At 56.9% G+C, this 15,535-nt stretch carries 6 protein-coding genes; all 6 read left to right on the top strand.

What is annotated here, in order from left to right; all coding sequences use genetic code 11:
• Window positions 1-298: ShlB/FhaC/HecB family hemolysin secretion/activation protein (locus tag KGA89_RS27180; RefSeq protein ID WP_317846358.1), on the top strand; the 298-nt coding region annotated here is incomplete at its 5' end.
• A gap of 23 nt (window positions 299-321) precedes the next feature.
• Window positions 322-13,362 carry a filamentous hemagglutinin N-terminal domain-containing protein gene (locus KGA89_RS27185; RefSeq protein ID WP_223473007.1) on the top strand — a complete coding sequence of 4,347 codons (13,041 nt, stop codon included), beginning with the start codon at window positions 322-324 and terminating at the stop codon, window positions 13,360-13,362.
• On the top strand, window positions 13,359-13,616 hold the full coding sequence (locus tag KGA89_RS27190; protein WP_155954669.1) for a hypothetical protein: 258 nt from the start codon (window positions 13,359-13,361) through the stop codon (window positions 13,614-13,616). Before KGA89_RS27185 ends, KGA89_RS27190 begins: the two co-directional genes overlap by 4 nt.
• Before the next feature lie 67 nt (window positions 13,617-13,683).
• Window positions 13,684-13,995 (top strand): polymorphic toxin type 50 domain-containing protein, encoded by a 312-nt coding sequence (locus KGA89_RS27195; RefSeq protein WP_223473008.1) that lies wholly within the window; start codon window positions 13,684-13,686, stop codon window positions 13,993-13,995.
• Entirely contained in the window at window positions 13,992-14,303 is a 312-nt protein-coding gene (locus tag KGA89_RS27200; RefSeq protein WP_223473009.1) for a hypothetical protein, read from the top strand. The genes KGA89_RS27195 and KGA89_RS27200 overlap by 4 nt, the downstream gene beginning before the upstream one ends.
• Window positions 14,304-14,542: 239 nt before the next feature.
• On the top strand, window positions 14,543-14,881 hold the full coding sequence (locus KGA89_RS27205; RefSeq protein WP_223473010.1) for a hypothetical protein: 339 nt from the start codon (window positions 14,543-14,545) through the stop codon (window positions 14,879-14,881).
• The last annotated feature ends 654 nt before the right edge of the window (window positions 14,882-15,535 follow it).

Raw genomic sequence — 15,535 nt, forward strand, 5'->3', positions numbered from 1 at the left:
CGGCGACAGCGGCGGCTACTGGCGCAACGACCTGCGCTGGAGTCGCCCGGTGACGCTGGAGTGGCTGCGCCCGGTGTTCGGCGAATACGGCACCAGCCTCGGTTATGACCAGGGCGTGATTCGTGGCAATCGTTACAACGGCGACCAGCACGGACGCATGTCGAGCAACTCGCTGGAGCTGTTTGCCCGCGGTGAGCACCTGAACGCCAGCGTCACCTTCGCCCATTCCCTGGAACGTCCTGATGCCCTGACCGAGCGCGAAGCGCCGATCTACTTCCGCGTGGATGTACTCCTCTAATTCCGCTGCAACGAGACCTGAACATGGACGACCGTCAACACGCCTTCCTGGCCCGCCAACCTTGCGCAGCCCTGCAACCCCGCGAGCAGTTCTGGGGCATGCCCAAGCGCGGCCTGGCGTTCCTGTTGGCCAACGTCATGTTCTGGCAACCGCTGTGGGCCCAGGCCGACGGCATCGTGGTCAGCGCGCCGGGCACCGGCCTGGACCGGGCGGGTAACGGCGTGCCCATCGTCAATATCGCCAAGCCCAATGGCAGCGGCCTGTCCCATAACAAGTTCACCGATTACAACGTCGGCAGCAACGGCGTGATCCTCAACAACGCCACGTCCCGCACCCAGTCCACGCAACTGGGCGGGATCATCCTCGGCAACCCGAACCTCAACGGTACGGCCGCCAAAGTCATTCTCAACGAAGTCAACGGCGGCAACCCCAGCCAGTTGCGCGGCTACACCGAAGTGGCGGGGCAGTCGGCCCACGTCATCGTCGCCAATCCCTACGGCATTACGTGCAACGGTTGCGGCTTCATCAACACGCCCAAGGCGACCCTGACCACCGGCAAGCCGATCATCGAAAACGGCCAGGTGGGTCGCTATCAAGTGGACCAGGGCAGTGTCGCCATCGAAGGTGCGGGCCTCAACGCCAACAACGTCGATCACTTCGAAATCATCACCCGCAGCGCCAAGATCAACGCCGAAATCCAGGCCAAGAACCTGACCATCGTGGCCGGGCGCAACGACGTCAACGCCGACACCCTGAACGCCACTGCCCGTGCCGATGACGGCAGCACCAAACCGCAACTGGCCATCGATTCCTCGGCCCTGGGCGGCATGTACGCAGGCGCCATCAAGCTGGTGGGCACCGAAGCCGGCGTTGGCGTGAAGCTGGACGGCAAACTGATCGCCAGTGGTGGTGATATTCAGCTCGATGCCAATGGTCATTTGAGCCTGGCCGAGACCTCGGCCAGCGGGGCGGTCAATGTCAAAGCCGCGAGCCTGGATGCCCAGGGACCGGTCTATGCCGGCACGACCCTGAACGCCCAGACCCAGGGCAATCTGACTAACCAACAAACCCTTGCGGCGCGGGACAGCATCACGCTGAGTGCGGGTGGGCAACTGAGCAACAACGGCATCATCGAAGCCGGGATCAATGCCGATAACACGCGTAATGCCACGGGTGATGTGAGCCTCACCGCGCAAAACCTCAGCAACAACGGCAAGAACATCATCGCCAGCCGCAACCTGACGGCCAACGTCACGCAGACCCTGAACAACCAAGGCGGGACCTTGAGTGCCGGGCAAACCGCGACAGTTAAAGCCGGGACCCTGGACAACCAGAACAAAGGACGGGTGCTGAGCCGCAACACCCTGGACGTCACCGCCGATAAGCTCATCAACGCCCAGGGTCTGATCAGCAGCAATGGCAACCTGACCGCCAATGTTGGGCAGTTGAACAACAGCAGCGGCGAACTCAACAGCTTGAGCAACGTCACGCTGCGCGTCGCGTCGTTGGATAACGTGGCGGGGCTGGTTGCGGCCGGCCAAGGACTGGACATCAACGCCAGCGGTCAGGTGAACAACCGGAGTGGGCGTCTCTCCGCCAGCAAAAGCGTTCAACTGACGGCAGCATCCCTGGACAATACGGCAGGTCGAGTGCTCAGTGCCGGCGGGCTCACCGCCCAGATTGCCGGACAACTGCTGAACCAGACCGGGCTTTTCAATTCAGGCGGCAATCTCCAGCTGAGCACCGCTGTGCTGGATAACCGCAACGGTGAAATCTCCAGTCTCGCTAATCTGACTTTGAGCGGCAGCCAGGCGGATAACAGCAGCAATGGCCGGATCCTGGCCAACGGCGACGTTACGCTGTCGCTCGACAACCTCGACAATCAGCAAAAAGGTCAGGTTGCCGGGCAGCGCGATGTACAACTCAACGTCGGGCAGTTGGATAACAGCGACGCCGGCAGCGTGTATGCCAAGCGCAACCTCAACCTGGTCGTGACCAATCAACTGAACAACACCCAAGGCGCGCTACGCGGTGACGGCACACTCACTGCGCAGGCGGCGAGCCTGGGCAATAACGGCGGCAGTATTTCCAGCGTGGGTAGTTTGAGTGTCACCAGCAGCGGCGCCCTGGTCAATCAGGGTGGAACCTTGCTCACCGACGCTGGATTGACCCTGACCAGTGGCAGTCTCGACAACAGCCAGCAGGGTCGTATCGCTGGTAATGGTGTAGCGCTCAAGACGGGGGGGCTCGCCAACCAGCAGGGCGGGCAACTGACCAGTACCGGCGCACTCCAGCTCACGGCGAGCGAGGTGGACAACAGCCGCGCAGGCCGTATCGCCAGCGCCATGGCATTGACCGCAACGGTCACTGGCCTCGATCAACACGCGGGCGGTCAATTGTTCAGCGCCACTGATGTCAGCCTTGACCTGAACAGAGGGCAACTGAATAACAACGGTGGTTTGATCACTGCACCGGGCCAGTTGCTGTTGAAAAATCTCAGCACTGTCGGCAACCAGGGCGGCGAAATCTCCAGTGCCAAGGCATTCATCCTGGCGGCGCAGAGCCTCGACAATACCGGCGGCAAACTGGTCAGTGATCAAGGACTGAACGTACGCATCGATCAGGCGTTGGCTAACGTTCGCGGAGTCATCTCCGGGCTTGGCGTCGACCTGCGCGCGGCTCAGTTGGACAACACTGACGCCAGCCTCAGCAGCGATGCTGACTTGAACCTGCAACTGAGCGGGGCATTGCTCAACCGCAATGGCGAGCTGTCCAGCGCCGGTAACAGCATGATCAGCGCCATGACCCTGGGCAACGGTGGCGGCCAGATCACCGCCGATCAACGCCTGAACCTGACCATCAGCGGCCCCCTGGATAACCAGGCCGGTATGCTGGGGGCTGGACAAGGCTTGAGCGTCAGGGCCGGGAGCCTGGATAACCGCCAGGCGGGCAGCCTGGTAACGGACGGCAACCTCGACGTCACCCTCGACGGGCTACTGAATAACCAGGGCGGCGGCAGTCTCTTGGCCAAGGGCTTGATGAACGTGCAAGGCCTGAGCCTGGACAACCGAGGTGGTCGTCTCTCGGGGCTGAATCTGCTGACGTTGCGCACGACCACGACGGATAACCGTGGCGGTGTCATTCGCGCCGACAAGGACCTGCAACTCTTCGTCGATCAAATGGACAATCGCCAGCAAGGTTTGCTCACCAGCAAGGCCGGCATAGGTTTCACCGGTCAACGTCTGGATAACCAGGGCGGCTTGCTTAGCGCCGTGGGGTTGGTGCAATTGCAGGCCGGTGTCGTGCTCAATAACGCCGGACGTATTGCCAGCCAAAGTGACCTGGTCGCCAACGTTGATGCACTGACCCAGCAGGGTGGTGAACTGGTCGCCCAAGGCACGCTGACATTGACCGGTGCCTCACTGGATAACAGCCAGGGTGGTTTGGTCGGGGCAACAAAAGCGCTGAAACTCAATGTCGGCAGCATCGACAACCGCGCGGGCGAAATCTCCAGTCAGGTCGATGTCGGTCTCACCGGCGATCAACTGAACAACAGTGACGGCGGCAAGGTGCTGGCGGGCACCGCACTGGGACTGAAGGTCGCGCGCCTGATCAATCAGAACAAAGGCCTGCTGTTTGGCAGCACCCTCAACCTGACCGGCACGCGCCTGGACAACGCTGGGGGGACGCTTGCCGGCCAGCATGACCTGCTGCTCAACCTGACGGCCGATTTGGACAACCGTGCCGGCCTGCTCAGCAGCGAAGGAACCCTGACCCTCGACGCCGCCAGAGTGGACAACGCCAAGGGCAGCCTGTCCAGCGCGGCTGCGCTGAAGGTGACCAGCACCGGGGCGTTGAATAATCAGGGCGGCTCGATCAATACCGACGCGGGGCTGACCCTCAACAGCGCTACCTTGGATAACCAAAACGGCGGCGTGCTGTTCGGCAAGGGCAAAACGCAGGTCACCACTGGCGCCTTCGACAACAGTCACGGCGGTCGCCTGACCAGTGCCAACACCCTGGACCTGACCGCCGCCCAAGTGACCAACCAGGACACCGGTCGCATCGCCAGCGCCATGGCCTTGACAGCCTCGCTCACGGGCCTCGACCAGCAGGGTGGCGAGTTGTTCAGCAACACGGCGTTGACCCTCGACCTGAACCACGGCCAGTTGAATAACCAACATGGCTTGATCAATGCCCCTGGCGCGCTGCTACTGAAAAATCTCGATGGTGTCGCCAACCAGAATGGGGAAATTTCCAGCGCCCAAGCCTTCACCCTCGAGGCCCGGACGCTGGACAACAGCGGTGGCAAGCTGCTCAGCAATCAGGCACTGACGTTGCGCTTGGCGCAAGCGCTGAACAACGCCAACGGCATCATTTCCGCAGCCGCATTGAATACTCGCAGCGCCAGCCTGGACAACACCGGCGGCTTGATCAGCAGTCGCGATGAGCTGGATCTGCAAGTCGACAACCACTTCACCAACCATCAGGGCACCGTGGTTGCCGATGGCAATCTACTACTCAATGCCGTCACGGCGGATAACAGCCAGGGCCAGATCGCCGGTAAAAAGGACTTGAGTGCGACCCTTGGCAGCTTGCAGCAGCAAGGCGGGCAATTGATCGCCCAAGGCGATTTGAGCCTGGTCGGCAATAGTTTGGACAACCGCGCCAATGGCCTGGTCGGTGCGACCGGGGCACTGGACATCAAGGTTGGAGACATCGACAACCGCGGCGGCGAACTGTCCAGTCAAGGGGCATTGAGCCTGGTTGGTCAGCAACTGGATAACAGCGACAGCGGGCAAATCCTCGCCCAAGACACATTGGCGCTGAAGGTCGATCAAATCATCAACCGCAACAAAGGCCTGCTCTCGGGCAAGGGCGGCTTGAGCGTGATCGGCACGGGACTGGATAACACCTCCGGCGCCGTGCTCAGCGCGAAGAGCATCGACGTCGACCTCGGTGCCACGCTGGACAACAACCTGGGGCTGTTCAGCAGCGAAGGTTCACTCGGCGTTCGGGCGGGGAGCTTGATCAACACGGCGGGCAGCCTGTCCAGCGCCGGCACGTTGAGCGTGAACAGCATCGGGGCGATCAGCAACCAGGGTGGACAACTGATCACCGACGCCGACCTCACCCTGCACAGCGCCAGTCTCGATAACCAGCGGCAGGGCAGCATCAGCGGCAAGGGCGCCGTGAGCGTCACCACCGGTCAGTTCAACAACAGCCATGACGGACAACTGACCAGCGCCAGCACCCTGAATCTCGACGCAGGCAAGGTCACCAACCAGGACAATGGCCGGATCGGCAGCACCGGGGCCTTGACCGTCAATGTCACTGGCCTGGATCAGCAGGGGGGGCGTTTATTCAGCAGCACCCGTCTGGACCTGGACCTGCACAATGGCCATTTGAACAACCAGAATGGCCTGATCAATGCGCCGATTCTGGTCCTGAAAAATCTCGCGGAAGTGACCAACCAGAACGGCGAAATTTCCAGTGCCCAAGCCTTCGCCCTGACGGCGGACCGCCTCGACAACAGCGACGGAAAATTGCTGGGCAACCAGGGCATCACGCTGCGCATCGCTCAAGCACTGACTAACGTCAAGGGCTTGATCGCCGCTGCCAGCCTGGATGTGAAGGCGGGCTCCCTGGATAACAGCGGCGGTATCCTGAACAGCCGTGGCGACCTGATGCTCAATGTCGACGGTGTATTGACCAACAAGGGCGATGGCCTGATCAATGCGGCACAGGCTCTTGACATCAGTTCCGCCGATCTCGACAACCAGGGCGGGCAGGTGCTCGCCGTCACTGATCTGACGCTCAACTCAACAGCCCTGGATAACCGTGGCAATGGCCTGATCAACAGTCAGGGTACGTTGAGCCTGACCGCCAACAGCCTGGACTCCAGCAACGGCGGCGAAGTGTCGGCCAAAGGCGATATCGGCCTGAACCTGAGTGCATTGACCCAGAACGGCGGTCGCCTGCTCGGCAATTCCGGCATCTCCCTCGACCTGGGCGGTGGAGACCTGAATAACAGCAGCGGTTTGATGACTGCCAAAGGACCGCTGACCATCAGCCGGTTGCGCGACCTCAATAACCGCGGCGGCGAAATCTCCAGCAGCCAGAGCTTCACCCTGGCCGGACGCACCCTCGATAACACCGGCGGCAAGCTGATCAGCAGCAATCTGCTCAACCTTGACGGCAACAGCCTGCTCAACCAGAACGGCCTGATCTCTGGTTGGCAAGGGCTGCAGGTCAACGGTTCCAGTCTTGATAACCGCAACAACGGCACGCTCTCCAGCCGCAATGGAGACGTCGGCGTCATCCTCAGCGGGGCACTGCTCAACAGCGCTGCCGGTGCGCTGGTCGGCCAGAAAAAGCTCACTGTCAGCGCCGCCAGCCTGGACAACAGCAGCGGCGGGATACTTTCCAGTGGCGGCGATCAGACCCTGACCGTCACTGGCGGTTTGCTGAACAACGCCCAAGGCGGCCTGATCGACAGCGGCGCGACCCTGGTCATGAACGCCATGACCCTGGGCAACGTCGGCGGTACCGTCAACGCGCAAAAAGCCTTGAGTTTCACCGGCACCACACTGGACAACAGCGGCGGTAAGCTGATCGGCAATGCCGCCGTGACCCTGGACCTGCTTGGCGCCCTGACCAACACCAGCGGCAAGATCGCCAGCGTCGGCCCACTGCGTGTCGAACGCACCACACAGATCAATAACCAGGGCGGCCAGATCGCCAGCCAGGGCTTGTTGACCTTGCTCACCGATGGCCTGGACAACCGCAACCGCGGTACCGTCGCGGCCAATGATTTGTTGGTCTTGAATACCTCCGGCGCAGTCCAGAACGACACCGATGGGTTGATCTACAGCCAGAACGGCGGCGTGGAAATCGACGCGACCAGCCTGACCAACGGCAAGGGTGTGGTGCAAAGCCAAGGGAATTTGAAGCTCACCGTCGATACGGACCTCGATAACCAAAGCGGTCGAATCCAAGCCAAGGCCGGCGATGTGACCGTAACGGGTCGCCATTTCGATAACCGTGGCGGCGTGCTTGCGAGCTTGCAAGGTTTGCTCACCACGCAACTCACCGGGGTGCTGAAAAACGGCTACGACCTGAACAACAACCGCCAAGGCGGCATCACCCAGGCCCAGCGCCTGAACCTGACCGCACGGGGCGGCTTCGACAACTATGGTGGACGCATTTCCGCACAAAGCGGTGATGCTATCGTCGTTACCCACAACTTCGACAACCGCAACGGCGGCCTGTACGCCAAAGGCAAGGTCAACGTCACCGGTAATGACTTCGATAACAGTGGCGACAACGACGGCCAGATAGCCGGCAGCCAGATCGACCTGAACCTGACCGGCGCGCTGAATAACCGTCTGGGCATTATCGAAAGCGACAGCACCCTGGCGATCAAAGCCGCCAGCCTGGATAACCAGACCGGTCAGTTGCGCGCCTTGGGCACCAGTGGCAAGACCCACTTCCAGATTGGTGGGTTGTTCGATAACCGTAGTGGTGTATTGGAAAGTGCCAATACCGATTTGAGCCTCGGTGTAGGCAACCTGCTCAATGCAGATGGCAGCATCCTCCATGTAGGGAGCGGCAACTTCGGTGTCGCCACTACCAATGTCATCAACGCCGGTGGAAGTTTCGTCACCCGTGGCGCTTTGACCCTCAATGCTGATAGCTGGACCAACACCAGCGTCCTGCAAGCTGGCACGCTGAACGTCAACGTCAATAACTTCACCCAGACCGCAACCGGACAGTTGCTGGCGACGACTTCCCTTGTGGGCAGTGGCGGTACCTGGCGCAATGACGGGCTGATCGCCAGTGACGGCAGCCTGAGCCTGAACTTGGGCGGGACCTATTCTGGCAATGGCCGGGTCAGCAGTTTGGGCACATTAGGCTTAACCGCTGGGCACCTGAACCTGGCCAGCTCGGGCAGCATTGCAGGTGGCGGGACCAGCTTGGTAAGTGCCTCGGGCCAGTTGGACAACTACGGTCGGATCACTTCCAACGCGGCACTAACGGCCAACGCCAGTGTATTGAACAACTACGGGACGTTAGGTAGTGGGCAGAACCTGACGGTCAATGCGTCTTCATTGCTGAACGATCATGGCTTGGTCTTTAGCGGTGGAAATATGGCATTGCGGGTCACTGACTTCAACAACCGGTATGCCGATGTCTACAGCCTGGGGGGGATCGATATCGCTGCTGACAGCTCTGGGAACCGGGCGCGATTGGTGTCCAATCGTTCTTCAACCATGGAGTCGGCCGGGGATTTTTCGCTTTCGGCGACGACGTTTGAAAATACAAAGGATCGTTTTACATATACCTCGAGCAAAGTATCGGGCGCATTGAGTGTGGCTTGCCTTCGCGATTGTTGGAGCGATGAAAACGGGGAGAGAACCTTCCAGGGATCGGGGACATACGTGCTGACCGAGAACTTTGAAGCGACCGCTAGTGAGGATAGCGCAAGTTCATCGTTGACCTCTGGGGGAAACATACGGATAGCAGGAAGCAGGGTTTCGAATCTTTACAGCACGATTACGGCGTCGGGTAACATTTCGATTACGGCTGATGATTTCCAAAATCAGGCGGCTCAGGTCGGGCCCTACTCCGTGAAAAGTACTTATGACGCTCAGGGAAACATGGCGAGCGTCGTGACCGATGATTTCTTTTTCTACAATCAGCGAAACAACCCTGCCTTTCCTGCCGTTGAATATGAATGGCATGGGGAGATCTACGGAGGAAGGCCTCGCGAGGTTAAACATTATCAGATGGTTCCTGTAGCTCATCTGGTACCACGGTCAGACAGCGCCTCTGGCGGTTATGTCGAGGTGTTCTGGTTCGATAAAAACTATGAGGTTGAGACAGAAGCCTCGTTAGGAAGCCAACCCTATCTGATGTACGCCCGTTCAGGGTTGAATGACGACGATACCTATTTCCACTCCAGTTCGCTGTATGACAGGAACAATCTGGCGGACGCCCCAGCTTGGCTTAACTCAACGCCTCTGATCAGCCGCGAAGTTACTGGCACCCTAAGCAGCTCACCAGCCGTCATCCAGGCCGGAGGGCAGGTATCGATCAACGCTTCGTCGTCCATTAACAACAGCCTCATCACACCCTTCAGCGCAGTAACCCAAGGTCGTGACAAGACATCCAATACGGCTGTCTCCCCAACGTCCCAAGCGGTGTTCATACCCGCCAGCCTGCTGCCCCCCGAATTGCGTCAATCCCAGGTCAACCCCTTGGCCTTACCAGGCTTCAGTCTACCCACCGGCCAAAATGGGATGTTCCGCCTGAGCGGGCAGGGCGTTAGCAGTACGCTGGCTACCCAAGCGAATGTCGCCGCGCCAAACTGGACCTTCACCGGCGCCAGTGTTGCACAAGCTCAACGCAACCAGAGCGTGCCGGACGTTCAGGCCCGTGATATCCAACTGGATACCGGTACTCAGGTTGCGGCAACCAACCGTCAAGCGATAGCCGACGTCCGTCAAAGTACGAGCATCAACGGTAACGCATCGACCATCAGCGTCAGTGCGCCCGGCGACTCAGGAGCCAATGGCACCCTTGCGCCGGGACACACGCCGAATTCATCCGGTATCACAGTTGTTGGTGGCGTGGGCGGATCGAACCTTGCGGGCCAACCTGCTGTAGTCGGCGTACTCCCTACCTCACAGCTTTCAACCACGGTCCCATCGACCGTTCTCGCACAAATGACCACGCCAGGTAGCCAGACGATTACCCGCGTCCAAGGTTTGCCGAGCAACGCCAACCAATCCAAGCCACAAAAATACCTTATCGAAACCAACCCGGTGCTGACAGAGCTCAAGCAGTTCATGAGCTCGGATTATTTGCTGGCGAACCTTGGCTACAACCCGGATGACAGCGCCAAACGCTTGGGGGACGGGTTGTATGAGCAACGACTGATCCAGCAGGCCGTCCTGGCTCGGACTGGTCAGCGTTACATCGACGGTCAAACGACAGACGAAGGCTTGTTCAAATATCTGATGAATAACGCCGTAGCCAGCAAGGACGCGTTGAACCTGAGCCTGGGCGTCACGCTGACCGCCGAGCAGGTCGCAGCCCTGACCCATGACATCGTCTGGCTTGAAGAGCACGAGGTGAATGGCGAGAAGGTATTGGTGCCAGTGCTCTATCTGGCGAACGCCAATCAACGGCTGGCCGCTAACGGCGCCCTGATCCAAGGCAAGGATGTTTCGCTGATCGCCGGCAAGGACCTGACCAACTCAGGCACCTTGCGTGCGACCGAAAATCTGGCCGCAATTGCCGGCACCGATCTGATCAACAGCGGTTTGATCGAGGCGGGTAATCGCCTTGACCTCTTGGCTGGCAATGATCTGGTGAACAAGGCGGGAGGGATTATTTCCGGGCGCGATGTCAGCCTCACTGCATTGAAGGGCGACGTCATCAATGAACGCAGCGTCCATACCTATGACTCTGAGGTGGGCCGCTGGGATCAGCATCGGGAGTTCCTCGACAGCGCGGGTCGAATCGAAGCTGCGAACGACCTGACAATCAAGGCAGGGCGCGATGTCGCCAACATCGGCAGTATCTTGCAAGCCGGTCGAGATATGTCTATCAGCGCCGGTCGGGATGTCATCATTACCTCAGCCACCGAGCACAACACCGAGGAAAAAGGCAAAAACGACACCAAGGAGCAAATCACCCAATTTGAGTCACGCCTCATCGCGGGTCGCGACATATCGATCGACATCGGTCGTGACCTTACCATCGTCGCCAGCCAGCTCGAGGCCAAGCGTGACATCGCTATGGCCGCGGTGGAAAACATCACCGTGAGTTCGGCGGCGGACGAAGCACATTCTTTCTACAAGACTAAAAAGGTCACTGATCAGAAAGATGAAGTCAGTCAGGTGCAAAGCTCGATCTCTGCCGGTGGATATGTAGGTCTCACTGCAGGTAAGGACTTGGCGCTCATTTCGAGTCGAATTACGGCCGGGGATGAGGCGTATCTGGTCGCTGGTGGCGATTTGGGGCTGCTGGCGGCGCAGGACAGTGACTACTCGCTTTATAGCCGGAAGAGCAAAAGCAGTTTAGGTACGCGCACCAGGCGAGACGAGATTACCAAGGTCGTCCATGTAGGTAGTGAAATCAGCACAGGCGGTGACCTCACCTTGATTAGCAAAGGCGATCAAAGCTACCAGGTGGCCAAGCTGGAAAGTGGAAATGATTTGCTATTGAAAAGTGGCGGTTCGGTGACCTTCGAAGGTGTGAAGGACCTAGATCAAGAGAGTCACGAAAAGAGCAGCACCAGCCTTGCTTGGAACTCCATGAAGGGCAAAGGGCACACCGACGAGACGCTACGCCAGAGTCAACTCACGGCGAAAGGCCAGTTGGTAATCGATGCAGTAGACGGGCTCAAGATCGATATCAAACATATCGACCAGAAATCAGTTACCCAAACCATCGACGCAATGGTTAGGACCGATCCGCAATTAGCTTGGCTCAAGGAAGCTGAAAAGCGTGGGGACGTTGATTGGCGGAAAGTGAAAGAGGTCCACGAATCCTTCAAGTACAGCAACTCCAGTCTTGGGGCGGGAGCGATGCTGGTTATCGTCATCGTCGTCACGGTGTTGACGGCCGGCGCTGCCAGCGCAGCGGTGGGAACCGCAACCAGCGCGACAGCGGGTTCCGGAACTGTAATGGCTGCGGCGACTACTACTGAGGCGATAGCCGCAGGCGCTGAAGCCGTCGCTGCTGGGTGGGGCAACATAATGGCCTCGACAGCGCTTACGTCGATGGCAAGCACTGGTGCGGTGAGTCTGATTAATAACCAGGGAGATCTGGGAGGCACATTAAAAGACACGTTCAGCAGCGACAGCCTGAAAAACGCAGCCATTGGCGGTTTAACTGCCGGGGCGATCAGTTACGTAGACAGCAATTGGTTTCAGGCACCCAGTGGAGCTGCCAATGGTGGCTCAACGGTTACAAGTGCTGGTCCGATCCAAAACCCTGGCTACTCAAAAGACATGCTCAGTTGGGCGAATGCCCAACAAACGTTCCTTCGCAGTGGGACGCATGCTTTGATAAACAGCGGTGTTACGACTGCTATCAATGGAGGGAGCTTCGGGAAGAACCTTGGTGGCGCTCTCTTTGGGGAAGGGCTTGATTTAGCCGCTGCGGCGGGTAACAAAGGCATCGGGGATCTCGCAGCAAAACTGAAGGTAAGCCCGGGAAGCGCACAGGCAATGTTCCTTCATGCTGCATTGGGAGGGTTGATTTCTGTTGCCAGTGGGGAGAGTTTTGCCAGCGGTGCCATCGCTGGCGGTGTAGCAGAAGGCTTGACTCCGGTGGCAAATGAGATCCTGGCCCAGCATGTGAGTGAATATTTCAATGCCAACGATCTAAGCGAGCAAGGAAGCCAGGCGAAGATAACCACCGCGCAGATTATTGGATTGCTCTCGGCAGCAATGGCGGGAGGTAACCCAGGTACAGGAAGCTTGATCGGCGGGGCTGGAGAGAAATATAACTCCCAAGGCCACTATGACGATGACGATTCAGATGGGGCAATGGCCAGTGATGCCTCCGGTGCGGCGGAGGAACTGAAGGATGAACTGGATGTTTTCAACGATCACGCTTCGAATGGAGGAGTAGATCTTCTCAGCCCGATACCCGGAAATGGTCTGCCGATTGTTGGTGGAACAGGAGGGAGCGGTAGCGGTGCAAAAGGCATTCCCTCTATTCCTGACTCAGGAGCAAGCAGTGCAGCTAATGCTGCTAGACTCAAAATGCAAATGGTTGCTGAGCAGGCGGCCGGAGCAAGGGCACCAACACAGATCACTAGCTATTCAAATCACGCATTGGAGCAATTTGCAGGAAGGGATGGTGGCATTGGTGTAAGCCAGTCAGCACTCAGTGGAGCTTGGTCTAGTCCTCTAAAGATTGAATATGTCCCTTCAAAGTATGGTCCAACATTTAGGTATACGGGGACGGATGCAGTCATAGTGGTCAATGCTGAAGGTAAAGTTGTCACCGGTTGGGGGAAATCAGCTGCGGGGACCGGTAAATGAGTAGCCTCTTAACAAGCGCCCAATTACAGCTTTTATTTGCGTTGTGCTTTATGGCAGGAGAGCACCAACTGGCACTGGCTGAGAAATTACTTAATAGTTCATTATCATCAAGTGAGGTGGATGAGCTTTGTGAGTTGATTTCTAATGAATTTTTGATAAATGGAATAGAGGAAAGCTTCGAGCCGAATGGTTATGGCCTTGAGCTAGAACTGCTTCTGGATGCGGTCAACAGAGGTCGTGGTCAAGGTCGTTAGAGCTTCGTAATTTTTTGGCTCTTTGGTTGGTGCAAAAGGAACTCTTACACCTAAAGATTTTCCAGAGGTGGCTGGAAAAATCAGTCAAAAGCAGCTTAGACATATCGCAGGGAGACCTGAACTTGAAGCTAGAGGAGGGGGAGGATACTTGAATAGTGTTGATGATGCTCAACGAGTGCTAGATGCTTACCGTATAGGAAACGTCACGATTTTAGGTAAAAATGCTCAAGGGTTTCCCATTGTTAAATTTGAAGGTGTAACGGGGACAAATGTTAATGCTGGTGTTGGTATAATCGGTCAGCCAACCAATATTTTTATCATCAAAGGTACAAAGAGTCCGAGTATCGTTCCAACCAACCCAAACTGGAGTAAAAAATGAATACTGCAGATGAGCTAAAAGCTTGGAATTATCAGGTTTTAATGCTGACCCAGGCAATGTTGGGGGCAGTCACTCCGAACTTTAGGATGGTGGTTTTGTCTCGCGAAGGTGAGGAGTGGGTGATAAGTTTTTATTTCGAGAAGGATGTGGGGGACGACATGGAAGAGGTAGAAGACATAATATGCCAATACACCGCCTATCAAGACTCTAGTTTGAAATGCAGGCGGGAGGTTATAATAAGCAGAGAAAAGCTACCTAGTCTGTCGCAAGCTGATAGGGTTGTTTATCGTCGAAAGGAGTATTGTTAAATGACCTGGATTCTCTTCTATAGCTGGGAGGGGCAACGAAAATTGATAGTCAATCTACAAGCACTGATAGTGCATGGTTAAGGGCTAAAATTTGGACTGTTTCAATGCCCAATAGTAATCAAGCATGTTTGAGCAGACCCTCAAGCAGTACAATCTCAATGTCAAACATAACTCGGGAATGTAGTGTATGAGTAATTTTGAAATGATTAATTTGAGCGCTGATCAGGTTATATTCAAAGATGAAGCTGGTCGATGGAAGCTCGAAAATGCTGGAGTTTTGTATAGCACTGGTAAGTGCGTCGGACTTCAAGAAAATTATCTCATTGCTTGAGGTGCCCATGGATAGGGCGAAGATGGCGTTAGGCCCGGACTTTCCCTACATGAGCGTGGCAGAGATTGGGCTAGGACACGATTCTGATTATTGGATAAATCTCGCTCTATCTTGGGTAGCAGGAAGCCCGGCTAGGGAGGTTGCTCACTTTGTAGAAGACCTGAAAAAATTGGTGGAAGATAAAGCTGTTTCGCAAACTAATCGACAAATGGCTAAAAACGAATTAAAACGGCTTCTTGATAGTTAGGTGCCCAGGGAATTGGCCTCTGGGGAGGGCTTGTGAACCCAAGTCCGATGGTGCCAAATCGAGAGGGCTGGATGAACTGCGTGCTTTCAACGATTCGCTTCGAATGATCTTCTCAGCCCGATATCTGGATATGGTGTGCTGATTGTTGGTGGGACGGTGGGGGGGGCGGTAGCGGTGCAAAAGGCGTTGGAGGCGGAGCGAAGTTTGCCGACCAAGCCAAGATTGATGATCGCTTTGCACGTCATGGCGGTGACTTTGGCGAGAAAAATACGCTTGAGTATCAAGAGCAAACTAATAAATTCTTAACAGTCTCGAAGCCTGCGGGCGTGCTTGAAAAAGCAAGACCTAATGGACATGTCGTACGTTACAGCCCTGGCATCGATGAGTTTGGCGTCGTATCAAGTGGGGAAGTATTCGTACGTGATACAAGCGTGATCCTACAGCGCATGGTAAGGGTTCAAATTTGGACTATTTCAATGCCCAATAGTAATTAAGCATATATATGTCCGGTGTGCGGATATCCTGAGCTTAATGAGCCGGCGTATGACAGTTTTGGCTGTGCCTCGTACAATATTTGCCCATGCTGCGGGACGGAATTTGGGTATGATGACTCGACAGTCGCTCATTCCGATTTGCGTGCAAAGTGGGTTTCTG

The organism is Pseudomonas sp. A-RE-22, assembly GCF_019956035.1.
In the GTDB taxonomy this organism is placed as follows: Bacteria; Pseudomonadota; Gammaproteobacteria; order Pseudomonadales; family Pseudomonadaceae; genus Aquipseudomonas; species Aquipseudomonas brassicacearum.